General features: G+C 58.2%; 9 protein-coding genes. 4 read left to right on the forward strand and 5 right to left on the reverse strand.

Going from position 1 to position 15698, the window contains the following annotated elements:
- Positions 1-263: 263 nt before the first annotated feature.
- The 4 genes from nagX to LRR79_RS07810 form a co-directional block, all read right to left on the reverse strand.
- Positions 264-1361, reverse strand: coding sequence for a transmembrane glucosamine N-acetyltransferase NagX (nagX, locus tag LRR79_RS07795; RefSeq protein WP_231759791.1), 1098 nt, complete (start codon positions 1359-1361; stop codon positions 264-266).
- A gap of 259 nt (positions 1362-1620) precedes the next feature.
- Positions 1621-4737, reverse strand: coding sequence for a glycosyl hydrolase family 18 protein (locus tag LRR79_RS07800; RefSeq protein ID WP_231759792.1), 3117 nt, complete (start codon positions 4735-4737; stop codon positions 1621-1623).
- A 294-nt stretch (positions 4738-5031) separates the two neighbouring features.
- Positions 5032-5490 (reverse strand): hypothetical protein, encoded by a 459-nt coding sequence (locus tag LRR79_RS07805; protein ID WP_231759793.1) that lies wholly within the window; start codon positions 5488-5490, stop codon positions 5032-5034.
- Between the two features lie 163 nt (positions 5491-5653).
- Entirely contained in the window at positions 5654-6796 is a 1143-nt protein-coding gene (locus LRR79_RS07810; RefSeq protein WP_231759794.1) for an acyl-CoA desaturase, read from the reverse strand.
- 657 nt (positions 6797-7453) lie between these two features.
- Here LRR79_RS07810 and LRR79_RS07815 point away from each other — a divergent pair.
- The gene (locus LRR79_RS07815; RefSeq protein ID WP_231759795.1) at positions 7454-9481 is read left to right on the forward strand and encodes a hybrid sensor histidine kinase/response regulator; all 2028 of its coding nucleotides are present in this window, start codon (positions 7454-7456) and stop codon (positions 9479-9481) included.
- 91 nt (positions 9482-9572) lie between these two features.
- Positions 9573-13052 carry an EAL domain-containing protein gene (locus tag LRR79_RS07820; protein ID WP_231759796.1) on the forward strand — a complete coding sequence of 1160 codons (3480 nt, stop codon included), beginning with the start codon at positions 9573-9575 and terminating at the stop codon, positions 13050-13052.
- Between the two features lie 70 nt (positions 13053-13122).
- Here LRR79_RS07820 and LRR79_RS07825 read toward each other — a convergent pair whose 3' ends face one another.
- Positions 13123-13929: an inositol monophosphatase family protein gene (locus LRR79_RS07825; RefSeq protein WP_231759797.1), complete on the reverse strand. Its 807-nt coding sequence runs from the start codon at positions 13927-13929 to the stop codon at positions 13123-13125.
- 253 nt (positions 13930-14182) lie between these two features.
- Between LRR79_RS07825 and trmJ the strand changes: the two genes are divergently transcribed.
- Positions 14183-14962, forward strand: coding sequence for a tRNA (cytosine(32)/uridine(32)-2'-O)-methyltransferase TrmJ (gene trmJ / locus LRR79_RS07830; protein ID WP_231759798.1), 780 nt, complete (start codon positions 14183-14185; stop codon positions 14960-14962).
- 223 nt (positions 14963-15185) lie between these two features.
- The gene (gene iscR, locus LRR79_RS07835) at positions 15186-15680 is read left to right on the forward strand and encodes a Fe-S cluster assembly transcriptional regulator IscR (protein ID WP_231759799.1); all 495 of its coding nucleotides are present in this window, start codon (positions 15186-15188) and stop codon (positions 15678-15680) included.
- Positions 15681-15698 lie beyond the last annotated feature (18 nt).

Below are 15698 nucleotides of genomic sequence, written 5' to 3' on the forward strand. Positions count from 1 at the left end.
CGACGTCCCTGTCGCCGACGCTTTCGAAAACGAATCCCCGCTACTTTGCTTTCGCTTCAGCCTCTGCGCATTGTTCGTTCAACTATGCAACCTTTTCAAAAGCGAGAATCTCAAATCTAAGACAAAGTGCTGGGTGTGGGTTTTCAGGATCGTCGCAAACAGGATGTTTGCGCCGAAGCGCCCAGGGATGGGTTCACAGCGGTCCTGAAAACCCACACCCAGTGCTTTGTCGCCACCGAGCTGTCTCAGTGGGGCCCCGAAACTCAAGGGCTAATAAAGATCCCACGCTTGAACAAGAACCGCAGCACCAACCACTGCAGCAAAATCACGCCACAGGCAATTACCAAAATCCCCGCCGCTTCCGGCAAGGCTGAAGCAATCCCACCGAACACACTCTTACTGGAATATGCCCAGTTCACGAGGCTGGTACCGAGATACACCAGAATCGCGTTGCAACCAATCACCGAGAAAAAGTAGGTGAAGGTTTTCCAGTGCCACATATCCACAACCAGGTAGAAAATACCTAAAAGAAGCAAGCAGCAACCGCAAGTGATCAGTACAAACGAGCTGGTCCACAGTTCCTTGTTTACTGGATAAATCCAGTGCCATAAAAAGCCGGCCAACAGGCAGGCTGCGGCTCCGATAAACAGGCCTTTGAGAATGGCCCCGTGATCACCCGCATTCCTGCTGAGCCAGCGGCCCGCGACGACGCCGAACATGGCATTGGCAATGGCCGGGACCGTGGAGAGAACACCCTCTGGATCGTAGGCGCGGTTCTGATAAGTGATACCCGGCAGAAAATGTTGATCTACCCAGGCATTGATCGATCCTTCCGGTGTGTAATCGCCAGCGACAGCCTGAATCAGCCAGTACCCCAGCAATATACCGGCAGTAATCGCGTACTGCGTGCGGAAGCCACAATGCCAAACGATCATCGCGGCAAAAAACCAGGCAAAACCGATGCGAGCCAATACGCTGGCGTAGCGGATTTCCCCCGGGTCTGCCGGAATGCCGGTACCCCAACCGTGGTTGTAAAGAACCCCCAGCAGTATCAGTAAAAACAGGCGCTTGATCGCCTTTCGGTAAACCGGTGCCCGCTGGCTGATCGGCAGCCCCTGCAAAGATTTGTTGGCCAGGCCGAGAGTGACACCGGACAGAAATATAAACAGAGGAAAGATCAGGTCGTAAAAACTGAATCCGTGCCACTCGGTGTGCTGCATCTGCCCATGACCAAACTGGAAAATGGACCAGCCGGTGAGCGCAAACAGCGGCAGGAACAGCGCCTCGCCCCCGATAATCCAGAACATATCGAAGCCGCGCAGGGCGTCTACGGATGCAAGTCGTTGTTTTTTACTGACCATGATTGTTACTGCAAATCAAAATGCTGAACCAGATTCACTTCGGCATCCTCGGTCAGTGGTTTGGCCGGGGATGGTCGAGTGAAAACGAAAAAAGCCCCGACCGGAGCCGGGGCGAACATAGGAGCAGATCCTGTACAGGAGTTCCTATTCATCACAACGCAGAGAGAGAATTTTTAATAATGGCGTGTTGCTATTTCCCATCCTGTGAGATAGGCCGGCGCTGTGCCGCCGGCCCGGTTAGTCTGGTTATCTGTCGGGCTTACATATTGCAGACGAAGCTCCAGCTTCCATCTGCAGTGCCCGGCTCGGATTGAGTCCACCACTTGGCTTCAAAAACGCTGTCGTTGTGGATGATCTGGTCACCCCCGGCAGCGTGATTGCCGCGTGGCCATTCTGGGTAGGTGACCAGGTTACTGGTATCCACGCCCGCGTCACTACAGCTCTCGCCACTGCCGCCACCTGAGCTGCCACCGGAAGAGCTGCCGCCACCGCTACCGAGCTCGGCGATTGGCAGATCGGGGTACTCGAACGCCAGAGCGTAGGTGATTCCGTTGACCGTCGCGGTGTAGGTCTGAGGACCGGAAACCGGGAGGTAGTAGTTCAGCGTCATATCCCAGGACTCACCATCTGCCAGGTCCTGCCACTCCGGAAGGCTGAAGCGTACCCGGTGGAATTCGTTCTCCAGGCCGCCCACGTTACCACCACCGGTGTTGGCACCATCTTCGATCACTTCCAGCCCGGCACCGCTCTGGTCGGTGATGATGTTGGACGTGGAGGTGGGCATGTCGAACTCGAACACGGTGCCGCCGGGCAGAACGCCCCCGGTGTTATTGGTGATAAACAGTTTCGGGTTCAGCGGATAGTTCTGATCGCCGAGTTTGAAACCGGTGATCTCAATGCCGATATCCAGTGCTTCTTCCGGCACTGCGCGATCGGTGCGCAGGTGACGGTAGTCAGTGGCATTGGCGAACTTGTCATAGGCGAGGGTGGTAAGGGTATCACCCATAAAATACTCGCCTTTGGATGCATCCCAGCCGTAGTCGCCGGCCAGCTCCCAGAACATGATGCCGCCGACGCCCTCGTCGATGACGTATTGCACCTTGGCATCCATGGACTCTTCATCTTCCGTGGAAATAAAGACGCTCTTCTGAGCATTCCATAACCAGGGCGCTTCGGAGACACTGTCGTAGTTGCGCGTGTAGGTGCCTACCAGGGCATCTTCGGGGTCGTTGGTCGGGTCCAGACCATAATCCGCGAGATAGCTGCCGAGAATGCCGTTTTCCAGGTTCTTGGCATGCCACATGGGGTTGGAACCCGCCCCCATCTCTTCACCAATACTGTTTTTGTCATGCCACATATTGTCGATGCCGACGGCACCGTTGCCGCAATCGGAAGCGCCACCAGTACCCTCAGGGCATTCTGACTGCGTCGGCAGTGGTGCGGAGCCGCCGAGACCATTGGTTCCACCGGAAACCCCCTGCCAGCCGCGGGTATAGTAGGGGATGCCGATATTGATCCGGCCTGCGGGCATCGAACCGCGGAAGTACTTCACCGCCCAGTCGATGTTCAGGTAGCCGATACCACCGTACTGTGAGGTGCTGTAGACGCTCGCTGCTGCCAGCTCCGGATCATTGCCGTTGTCGAACAGCGCGGAGTTGTGACCGACATATTCATTCCAGGCCCCGTGCAGGTCATAGGTCATGATGTTGACGTAATCCAGGTACTGGGTGATCTGCATGGTCTCCATGCCGCGCAGCAGGTAGCCGGAAGATGGCGATGCGATGGTCAGCATGTAGTGGGTGCCGTCCTGCTCACCGGCCTCGTCCAGCTTTTCCCGCAGAACGCGCATCAGCTCCACATAGGACGCCATCAGGGCGCCGCGCATGGGATTGGAGATGCCAAAGTCCAGCGGGTTACCTGCATCTTTCATGCTGGTGGGGTATTCGTAGTCGATGTCGACACCGTCGAATCCGTACTGTCGAATAAAGTCCACAGAGGAGTTGGCGAAGGCTTCGATACCCTGGTAGTTGATGCTGCCATCCCCGTTGGTGGTCATGGTGTAGAAACCGCCGTCGGCCACACGGTCGCCGTTCTCATTGAAATGGCCACCGGTCTCTGCCCAGCCGCCTACGGATACCAGAGTTTTGACGTCTGGGTATTGTTCCTTGAACTTGGACAGCTGGTTGAAATGCCCCTTGTAGGGGTAGTCGGGGTCTGTCTCCGCGCCGGCAACACCCGGCCATTCCATCCCGGTAGCGGGGTTGCCGGGGTCACTGGTGTTGCCCACCGATACGGAGTAGTCACTGCCCACATGGGCGAACGCGTAATTGATGTGGGTAATCTTTCCCCATGGAATGTCTTTTACCAGATAGCTGGGCTGCCCGTTGGCACCGTTCCGCCAGCTGGTGAAGTAGCCGATGATTCGGCGGGGGTGATCAGGACCCATGTCTTCGCGGCCCTCTGCGTCGTATATGGCACAGTAATTGGGCGCGGTGCCCGGGGTGGTGTAGAGCCCGTCCGGGCGGCAGGGGTGCGCACCCACCACAACCGGTTCATCTTCCACACTGATCGCGGCTTCCGCCGAGGTTTCCAGCGCATCATTGTCTGTGGCGACTGCGGAGAGCGTATGGCTGCCGAGGGTTGCGGTCCACGTTGCTGCGTAGGGTGCGCTGGTATCGGTGCTGATCAGATTGCCGTCCACATAGAAGGCTACCTGGCTCACTGTTCCATCGCTGTCCGAGGCGGTGGCGGCGATGGTCAGAGTGTCACCAGTGGTATGGGTAGAGCCATCTGCGGGCGCGGTGATGCTGATCTCGGGAGCGGTCGGTCCAACGACCACTTCCTCTTCCACGGTGAAGGTGACTGGGGCCGTGGTTACAGAGAGGTTGTCACTGTCGGTGATACGGGCGGTGAGGGTGGGTTCGCCGGTTACCGCAGTCCAGGTGGTCTCCCAGGGTGCGGCGGTGTCGGTGGCCACCAGGGCACCGTCGATAAAAAATTCAACCGTGGTGACGGTACCGTCCGCGTCCGAGGCTGAAACCGTGAAGACAACGCTGTCATCTTCGCTGTGGGTAGATCCGGCGGTCGGCGCGGTGATCGAACCCTGGGGTGGTACCGGTGGGGGCGGATCACCATCCTCACAGGCGCCGAGCAGGCTCCACTCCTGGTAGGGACCGGAGTGCTGTTCCGGGTCCTGATTCTGTGTCCACCAGTTCGCCTCATAGGCATTGTCGTTGTGCTGGACTTCCGCGCCGCCGGAGTAGGCGGTAGCGGCCTCCCAGACCGGGAAAGATGTGCAGTCGACAGCGGCGTAGCCGTGTCCTGCAGAGAGCATGGCAGCGGTCACCAGACCGAGCCTGAGCTTTGTGCTGATCATAGAATGTTCACCTTGCGGCAGATTATTTTTATTAAATTACGACGCTGGAACCTCGGCGCCGCCAAATGACATCGCTGTCAAAATAGCAACGGGAATCCATGGAGGCAACACCCACGTTTCATAAAGTGGTCACAATCGAGCTTTTAACGCCAGAAACTACCAGTGAAACCGGAGGGGGAGGAAACAGGCGCCCGGTGGCACCCCTGCCACACCGATGTCCAGGGGGGGGGAGCAAAGAGGCGGACAGCGCGATACCGGTTTGCCGCGGTGGCACTGCGGTATCGCGGCAGGCGGCTACATATCCCAGAGGGAGTTTGTGGCCATGGACAGGGTGATACGTTCCTTGTCCTGAATGTGTTTCAGATTCTCAAAGACTTCTTTGACTTCCACTGACTCAATGGCGCCGTAAACGGAATGGTACAGTTCGGAAAAGTAGCGATCCACTTCCTGGCCAAGCTTGTTGATCTCTTCGATGGACGGTTTCTCGCTCAGGTCGAGGTTTTTCAGCAGCTCTCCGGCGGACTCCTCGTGGGTGTACTGTAGCCAGGTCTGCATGACTTTCTGTTCTGCCACCGCACCGTAATTCTTCAGGTTATTGGCCATGCGTAGTTCGTGCTCATGCAGGTGTTTGAGCAGCAGCTGGGTGCGGTTGTCCTGGGCATTTTCCAGCAGTTGCTGGTAGACACCGGCCATATCCAGGTGAAATTTCTGGGCGTCCTTGAGCACTTCGTGGGCCTGTTTGAACGTCTTCATCAATAGCGCCTTCTCGTTGATTGATGTAATTATAGTTTTCCTGGTTGCGCGGGAGTGCGATCTTTCTCTTATGGTTATAGTGCATATCCCTCGGCGTTCAAGTCATCACCAGTGATCGATGTCCGGAATAAAAAAAGGCGACCCGTAGGGTCGCCTTATGTGCTTAGACAGCGGCCGGGGCCAGATGGAACTGCTCCATCATGATCTGCAACCGCTTGCGCTGCATTTTCAGGCTGTATTCCAGCTCCTTGACGCGGGTGCGGATGGTGGCGTTTTCCCACTTCTCCACCAGACGCTCGCGGGCACTTTCGTAGCGTGTCTGCTGTAGTTCTTTCCACTCCGCGAGGGCGGCAGAAAAGTCCTGTGCTTCCCGCTCCAGCAACTGTTTCCAGCTTTCTTTATGCTTGGAGTTCTCCAGTTTCTTCTCCGCGCGTTTGAACTGCATGGTCAGCATGGCGCGCTGAATGCGCATTGCGGGCACGGTTTTCAGGTTGCGTGCCAGCCCCAGCCAGCTGGCGGTCTTGATCAGCCACTTGGTGGGGTCCCACTGGTACCAGCGAATGCCGTTGCGGTAGTCGGTCTGAAAAATGTGGTGGTAGTTGTGGTAACCCTCGCCAAAGGTGAAAAACGCCAGCAGATCGTTATCGCGGGCAGTATTTTCATCGGTGTAGGGGCGACGGCCCCAGATGTGCGCCAGGGAATTGATAAAGAAGGTGGTGTGGTGGTTCACCACAATGCGCAGTACACCGGCCAGCAGCAGCATACCCCACACATCACCAGTCAGCAGACCGAGTACCAGAGGAACGCCAAGGTTCATGGCCAGGGTAATGGGCACATAGTGGTTGTGCTGCCACATGACGATCTTGTCCCGCTGCAGATCCTTGGCGTTGTCAAAGTCCACCGCACCGCTGGGGTAATCCCGCAGCATCCAGCCGATATGCGAGAACCAGAAGCCGCGCTTGGCGGAATAGGGGTCGTGATCGTTGTCGTCGCAGTGGCGGTGATGGCGGCGGTGACCGGAACACCAGATCAGTGCACTGTTCTGAAGCGCGGCGGCACCGAACAGGGCGTAAAAGAGTCGCAGGGACCAGTGTGCCTCGTAGGTACGGTGAGACCAGAGGCGGTGATAGCCCGCTGTGATGGAGAAACCGCAGAAGGCACCCAGTACGGCGAATGCCAGCCACTGGTACCAGTGATAACCAACCAGGAAGTCATACAGAGGTACCAGGGTCACGGCGACCAGCGCGGTACTGGCGAACAGTACGGTCGTGAGCCAGATACGGGGGGCTTCGGGAACTGCTTTCATACTTTAAAACCTTATTTAAGCCTGCCGATTTCGGCGCCCACACCCGGGGCGGGCGTCGAAAGGGAAATGCTACCGCAGATGCCGCCCCGGGACACGTTATTAGAGGGCGCTCGTCCGGCTATTTGGTGGATATGAGACCTCTTTTTTGCCCCACGGTTCTCCGTTGGACTGTAAGGATAGAGTGCCATTGTACATTAATTGCCCACTGAAAACCGGAAAGTCACGATAGTGCGGTTAGATCTATTTGTGCGTTGTTTTGGTGCGTTAGTGGAATTTTGCGTTCAATCTTGGTTCAAGCGCTGTCATTTATCCTTAATATAGGGATTATTAGCACAGGGTTTTCGCTTGTGTGTGCCGAGCGTGATTATTTTTTGAACTGTTTTCCGGTGTTTGGCGTGGGAAAGTTATTTTTTTACGTTTTTTTAAAAGTTGGCACACCGGTTGCAATACCTTAAGCGTGGGCCGCGAGGTCCACGCTCCGGGAATCCATCACGGGTTATGGCAAATGTAATAATGCGTGACTTCCCGTTTTCTCTCATCATCGCTATTTTGGGCCCCGCACTGCGGGGCCTTTTTTTATCTGGCGATAAGTGATTCACTAGCCGTATTCCGGCTGCCCAGGCGGCCTTTCCTCAAGATCAGCTGCACGGCAATACGGTGTCGAAGACGACCCCCATACACTCCAGTCCATTTGGCCTGTACCTCGCAACCCCGGATGAGCTGGAAGGCTTGTCACCGGCGCAGTCGTTGAATCAGGCGCAGTACCTGCATAGCCTGCTATTGAGCGCGAATCAGGGCATCTGGGAGTGGCACCCGGAAACCGGGGAACAGCGTGCTATCGGGAGTTTCTGGCTGCAATTGCATCAGGAGCCGGATCTGGCACTCGCCGGCCTGTGGAGCGGGGATCTGGATCTGGTCCACTCCGATGATCGCGATGGGCTGCTGGCACTGCGCAATCGGCTGTGCCAGCAGGGCGCTTTTGCCGATACCACCTTTCGGGCCTATGCGCGCGACGGGCAGCCCGTATGGCTGCGACTGTGGGCGCGCGTGTTCAGCGATCCTGCGGGACAGCGATTCTTCCTTGGCGGCTGTACCGATTACAGCGAACCGCTGGCAGTGGGCCCACAGTCCAACTTCTCTGGCGAGCGCCTGCAGCAGACCCTGGATGCCATTGGCGATGGCCAGTGGGAGTGGGACCTGCGGGTGGACGAAGTCGTACTGGATAACACCTGTTGGAATATGCTGGGGTACGCCCGGGGGCACAGTGACCCGGATGTGCGTGCGGCCCTGGCGCGCTGGAAAACCCATATGTTTCCGGACGACTATCCGGACGTCAAACAGGCGATGGAGGATAACGTGCGCGAGCGGCTGCCGCTGGATGTGGCCTTTCGTCTGAAGCACCGGGATGGAAATACCATCTGGGTGCGGGCCCGCGGCAATGTGCAGACGAACAGCGCCGGTCGTCCGATCCGGGTACTCGGCACCCTGGAAGACATCACCACCGCGAAGAAAAAGCAGATGCGCGCGAAAGAGGAGCTGCTGCGGCTGAAACAACAGAACCGCGACCGCAGCGAATTGATTTCCAGCCTCGGGCACGAGCTGCGCACCCCGCTCAATGCCATTCTCGGCTACAGCCAGATGGTTGAGCTCGATCAGAGTCTGAATCCCAACCAGCGACTGCGTATCGCTGAAATTCGCAAAGCGGGCCAGCACCTTCTGCATCTGGTGGGGGATGTAATGGAACTGACCCGGATCGACAGCCAGCGACTCGCACCGTCCATCGAGCCGATTCAGCCAGCAGACCTGGTCGCAGACTGCCGACAGCTACTGGAGCCGCTTGCAGACACCCGTAAAGTCAGTCTTACCTTTGAGCCGCTCGGCTGGGAACGTGCATGCATCCTTGCAGATCCGGTGCGATTCAAGCAGGTTGTACTCAATCTGGTGGGCAATGCGATCAAATACAATCGCGAGGGCGGTCGCGTGGTCATTTCCCTGGCTCCCCAGGCTGAAGGGTGGTTGCGGTTGAGTGTACTGGATACCGGTAGCGGCATTGCTGCATCCAAGCAGTCACAGGTGTTCGAACCATTTAACCGCCTTGGGGCGGAGCTGGGCAAGATAGAAGGCACCGGGGTTGGCCTGGCCATTGCCAAGCAGTTGACCGAAGCCATGGGTGGGCGCATTGGGTTTGACAGTGAAGAGGGCCAGGGTTCGGTATTCTGGATCGAGTTCATGATGAACGATGCCCCCAACGAAGTATTGAAAATGGCGGCCCGTCCAGACTATGCGCAGATGCTTCCCGCATGTCGTCTACTTTACATCACCGGGCGAACCGCCAATGCCAGCCGTCTGAAAGTGGTGCTCGCATCTGTGCAGCAGGCGCAGGTGGAAACCTGTAACGATGCGATGCGGGGGATCTTTCTTGCTCGCACCGGACGGCCGGATATCATTTTGATCGACAGGGACTTGCCCGGTGTTTCCCTACAGGATTTCGTCAGCATTCTGCGGAGCGATCCGACCACCGCGCATATACCCCTGGTGGGCATTCTCGATCAGCGCAGCGAGCAGGTGGATATTTGCGTGCCTGCGAGTTATGACCTCGCCACTCTCGCGGAAGGATTGCGCTATGGGCTGTCGCTCGGCCGCCTCAATGTGGATGAAGTCGAGGGCGGGGACCCGGCCCGATAAAAATACCGGTGCCCGTCCCGCGGGTTCGTCGGTGAACGCACTGCGTTTGACGCATCAGGAATAACGATACGATAGTGAAAGGATATACTGCGTGAAAGCGCCAGCGCCCGATTCGGGAATTGCCGATCAGAATAACGTAGGGGTGCGGGGGTTGGAGGCACCGGCAGGGCTGCGATTTACCCACAGCGAGCATGCCACCGCGTCTACGCGGACGGTTTTACTACTGGCCATCTGCGCATTCAGTCTCGCGTATCTGTGCAAGCAGTTTCTCGACGTCAGTGATGGAATTGCCACTATCTGGCTTGCGGATGCGTACACTATCGCCATCCTCTACCGACACGCTTTCCGCTCCTGGCCGGTGTTATTGTTGTCGTCTTACCTGGGGTCGTTCTGTGCTGCGTTGATCGGTGATGTGGCGCTGGCGAATGCGTCCCTGTATTCCCTCGCTGGCGTGGTGGAAGCCAGTGTCGCAACGACCATGTTGCGATTTTTCTGTCCCGGCGGAGGTTTTTTTGATGGGGCCGGCTGCTGGCTGCGTTTTCTCTGTTTTGGTGCGCTAATCCCGACCTTGTTTGGGGCCGGGTTTGGGGCGCTTGTGGCGATGGTCTTTGCCGGATTGCCACCGCTCGATGTGTTTGCAGTCTGGTATCTCGCAGATGTTGTCGGAATCAGCATCTTTTTCCCTCTTGTATACCTGTTTTCACTGGGGACCGGCTTTGCGGCGCTTTCTACACGTGCCATCTTCCGGCTGGCCCTGGTATCAGCCATCGCACTGAGCGGTGTCTTCGGTATTCTGCTGTATCTTCCCCACCCTTTTGTCTTCACTGTACTGCCACTGATCTGGGCGGCGTCTCGTCTCAACCTGATACAGACGTTGCTGCTGGTGTTTATTGCCGTGGTTGCGCAGCTTGCGGTGTTCACCAACGCGCAGTTCTGGCTGCCCGCCGAGCTGCAAAAGCTCACCGCGGCGCTGGATTTTCTGCCTCTGTACGCGGCGGTGTTTCCCGCCTACATCATGGCGGTGATTTCCCGCGTCGAGCGTAAACGCAGCTCGCGTATTGCCGAAGTGGAGAGCAGCTTTCGCGCCGCCATGGCCTCCTCACGCATCGGCATGCTTCTGGTAACCCTGGACAATCGCATTCTTCAGGCAAATGCGAGTTTTTGCCGGTTTATCGGATTCAGTGAGGTGGAGTTGCGTGGGTTGCGAGTGGCGGAGGTAGTGGCGTTGCCTATGACCGCGGAGGCGGGTTCCACATCGGGGGGGCGCTCCTACCAGCGCCCGCCACAGGATTTTGAGTTCGGATATGTGCAGGACGCGGAATGGCAGTTTGTGCGCAAAAATGGTGAGCGGGTATGGGGGCACTGGTCCTGTTCCCTCGCAAGAGGGTCGCGCAATGAGCCCCTGTACGCGGTGGTGCAGGTCGAGGATGTCGACTGGCGCAAGCGCAGCGAGGAACAGCTGGCACGGGCAGAGGAGCGTTGGAAATTTTCCCTATCGGTCACCGGCCAGGTGGTGTATGACTGGGATCTGGTTACCGGAAAAACATTCTTTTCGGAGTGGTTGAGCAGCGGCATGGGCATCGATGCCAGCAGACTTGCCAGTCGTTCGGATTGGATAGCGCGGGTAGCCCAGGCCGACCGCACACGTTTGCTGGAAGCGCAAAAAGCGCATATTGAGGGGGACGCCCCGGATATTGACTGTCAGTACCGGGTAAAAACCGACGGAGGGCAGTGGCGCTGGGTGCATGAACTGGCTCATGTGATGGAGTCGGGAGGGGATCGCGGCAAGCCGGTGCGGCTGATCGGTGTCCTGCGCGACATCACCGAAAACAAACAGATGGCCGAATCCCTGGAAAAGGAGAAAGAGCACCTGCAGGTAACGCTCACCGCAATCGCCGACGCGGTGATTGCGACCGATGAGCACCAGCGGATCACGTTTATGAATCCGGTAGCGGAGCAGCTGACCGGGTGGAAGCTGTCGGAAGTGAGCGGTCAGGCGGTGCGGGAGGTGCTGCGCTTGTCCTGCGGACGCGACGGCGCCCTGGTCGCCAGCCCTGCGCAGGACTGTCTCAGTATGAACCTGCCGGTGATGTCACCAGAGGGCACGGTATTGCACCACCGGGGTGGAGACTGCTACGACGTGAAATGCTCGGCATCGCCGCTGCGCACCAGTGGTGGCCTGGTACTGGGTGCGGTCCTCGTATGCCAGGATATAACGGAAACCCGCCAGCTGATTCAGCAGTTGCGCTACAAGGCGAGTCACGACCATCTCACCCACCTGCCCAACCGCGAAGCCTTCCGGCGGGAATTGCTGGAAGCGGTGAGTACGGTGCGCAATACCGAGCGGGTGCATGTACTGGCGTATATGGATCTGGACCGTTTCAAGGTCATCAATGACAGTGCAGGCCACCAGGCCGGTGATGCACTGCTGAAAAATGTAGCGCGCTTCCTGCGCGGGCATCTGCGCGAATCCGATTGTGTGGCGCGGTTGGGCGGCGATGAATTTGGCATTCTGTTGCGCGACTGCGACAAAACCCGGGGGCTTGCCCGCTGTGAACAACTGGTGCGAAAAATTATTGCCCTACGCTTCCCGTGGAGCGGCAGAATTTTTGATGTGGGTGCCAGTGTGGGTGTCACGGAGATCTCGCACGGCAATAGCCAGGTAGCGGATTTGATGAGTCAGGCGGATGTTGCCTGTTACTCCGCGAAGCATGCGGGGCGTGGTGTGGTGATGTTGTACGAGGCCGACCGCAGCGCTGCGGCGGAGCAGCACCGGGAAATTCATATGGCCTCACGCATCCGCACAGCACTGGATGAGGGGAGTTTTCAGCTGTATGCACAACCGATCGCCAGCGCCGGTGACCGAACCCGAATTCATCACTACGAAGTGTTGGTGCGCATGCTGGATAACAACGGAAAGCGGATTCTGCCCGGGGCTTTTATCCCGGCCGCGGAGCGCTACGGTCTGATGCAGCAGATTGACAGCTGGATTGTGCGCGAGCTGTTCCAGAACCAGGGCGCGGCAGTGGCTGCCAGCGGACTCAAATTTGCCCTGAATCTTTCCGCAGACGCCCTGGGTGACAGCCTGTTCCAGCGCCAGTTCTTCGGGTTGCTGGCAGAGTCCGCGATACCACCCCAGCGGCTGGGAATGGAAATTACCGAAACCGCAATGATCAACCAGATGGATAGCGCCAGCCAGTTTGTATCGGATTTGCGGGCTATGGGATGTACGGTCGCCCTGGACGATTTTGGAAACGGGTTGAGCTCGTTCAATTATCTGAAAAATTTCGCCATCGACTACATCAAGATCGACGGCAGTTTTGTTCGGCAGGTGGATTCCAATTTCGTCGATCTGATGATTGTGGAGTCCATCAATCAGGTGGCACATCGCCTGAAGGCGCAGACAATAGCCGAATTCGTTGAGGATCAGGCGACGGCCGAAAAGTTGCAGACCATCGGGGTCGATCTGGTGCAGGGCTACCATATCGGGCGGCCGCGGCCACTACAGGAAGTACTCGAAGAGGCCTCGCTATCGGAGGTCGAGGAAGGAAGTGCGGTATTCAGCCCCTAGGGGCTGATGATCCGGATGGCGGCGCGGCGATGGCCTGCTGCCATCACCGCTGACACCATCCGCAGCGTGTTTACTGGCGAATATTGCCCAGATGCTTGCCGACGATCTGCAGTAGCGGCTTGAAGGTTTTGGGGGTGGCGCAGACCAGATTGCCGGAGTCGAGGTAGCTATTGCCCCCGCGGAAGTCACTGATCAGGCCGCCGGCCTCTTTTACCAGCAGTGATCCTGCAGCGATATCCCAGGTATTCAGGTACATCTCCCAGAAGCCGTCAAAGCGCCCGGCGGCCACGTAGGCCAGGTCGAGGGCGGCGGCGCCCGGGCGGCGGATGCCCGCCGTCTGGCCGGCGATTTCTTTCATCGCCCCGAGGTAGCCGTCGATATTGTCAAATGAGTCCCCGTTGAACGGGATGCCGGTACCGATCAGCGCACCGTTCAGTCCCTGGCGGTTGGAGACGCGGATTCGGCGGCCATTGAGCGCGGCGCCGCGCCCGCGGCTGGCGGTAAATTCTTCTCGTTTGATGGGGTCCAGTACCACCGCGTGCTCGATCTGGCCCTTGTGTTTACAGGCGATCGAAATGGCGAAGTGTGGGAGGCCGTGGATAAAATTGGTGGTGCCGTCCAGCGGATCGATGATCCACTCGTATTCCGGCTCGGCGCCTTCCTGGATGCCGCTTTCTTCGGCGCGAATGCTGTGCTTGGGGTAGGCCTTGCGCAGGTGGTAAATGATTTCCTGCTCACTGGCCTTGTCCACTTCCGTCACGTAATCGTTGCGGCCCTTCTCTTCAAACTTCATCAGGTCGCCGCGCTCCCAGGCGCGTTCGATCAGTTCACCGGCCTTGCGCGCCGCGCGCAGGGCAATATTCAGCATGGGTTCCATAGGAATTCCGCGATCAGTAGTGGATTGTGAATGGTAAAAAGCAATGTCAGGCCTGCCGACGGGCGCGATTGTAGGGATTCCCGTTCAATTTTGCTACACTCCGCGCCCGTTTTATAACAGGCAAGTGTAGAGTGACCGGGCAGATGCATGCTACCCGGGTTTCCCTGTCTCCACGCTGCGCCCGATGCGGCCTCAATTCAGTTCTATACCCGGATTCACCATGGCGACCTCTCCTTCGGCAACCTCAACCCAAATGGCTTCCCAGTCAGCTCTCGCGGCACTGGATAATATCCGTGTGGTGCTGGTGAACAGCGCGCATCCCGGCAACATCGGTGGTGCTGCGCGCGCGCTGAAGAATATGGGACTGAGCCAGCTCTATCTGGTGCAGCCTCGGGAGTTTCCCGCTGCCAACGCGGTCTGGCGTGCGGCGGGTGCGGCGGAGCTGCTCGATACCGCGGTGGTGGTCGAGACTCTGGAAGAGGCGGTGGCCGATTGTGGTCTGGTGGTGGCGACCAGTGCCCGCGAGCGCCGTATCCCCTGGCCGCTGCTGACACCGCGGGAGTGCGGCGTGCGCGCCGTGGCGGAAGCCAGGGCGCACCCGGTGGCGCTCGTGTTCGGCCGCGAGGACCGCGGTTTGACCAACGAGGAGTTGCAGGCCTGCAACTATCACGTACATATCCCCGCCAATCCGGAATACAGCTCCCTGAACCTGGCCACTGCGGTACAGGTGCTGGTGTATGAGGCGCGCATGGCGGCGCTGGAGGCGGACAAGGGTGAAGCGCTCAAATTCACCGATTGGGACAGACCGCCGGCGAAAGCCAACGATATGGAGCTTTACTACGAGCACCTGGAGCTCGCACTGGCGGAGCTCGGATTTATCGATCCGGACAATCCCCGGCAGACCATGACCCGCCTGCGCCGACTGTTCAGTCGCGTGCGCCCGGACGATATGGAGCTGGGGATCCTGCGCGGTATGCTGACCGCTATCCAGAACCATATTCACCGCAGTGGTGGTAAGGGGCGCCCGGACTGACCGGGGGCCCCGGATATGACCGGTTGGTTAACAGTGATAACCAACCGGTCTAAGTAACCGCCAAATACCCGACCGCAACACTCGGCTATATACTTGACTGAAGTAGTGGGTTATTCCATACTCGCGCCCCGAATCAGTAGTACCGGTGAGGGTTGCAGGGCATCCGCGGATGCCGGGCGCATACCTTGTCCGGACTGCCAGGTGCGACTTTCCAGGAGAGGGTATGCGGTTAACAACCAAAGGGCGGTATGCGGTCACAGCGATGCTGGACCTGGCGTTGCACGCCGAACGCGGTCCCATCAGCCTGGCGGATATTTCCAAGCGCCAGGAAATCTCCCTGTCCTACCTGGAACAGCTTTTTTCCCGCCTGCGCCAGTCTGGCCTGGTGTCCAGTGTACGTGGCCCCGGTGGTGGTTACCGTCTGGCGCGACCCGCTGCGGAGATTTGCGTGGCGGAAATCATTGATGCGGTCAATGAGTCCGTGGATGCCACCAGCTGTGGCGGCAACAGCGACTGTTCCGGCGGTGAGCAATGCCTCACCCACTACCTGTGGACAGATCTCAGTCACCAGATTCACAGCTTTCTCAACGGCATCAGTCTCGCGGACATGGTCGCACGTGCGGAAGTGCAGGAAGTGGCCCGTCGTCAGGATGGGCGCGGTGCCGCGATGGGTGACACCATAGAGCAGAAAGTAGCGATTATCGGCGGCTTGCAGTAAGGTGCCGGCCGCTCGGTC

Source organism: Microbulbifer elongatus, from assembly GCF_021165935.1.
Classification (GTDB): Bacteria; Pseudomonadota; Gammaproteobacteria; order Pseudomonadales; family Cellvibrionaceae; genus Microbulbifer; species Microbulbifer elongatus.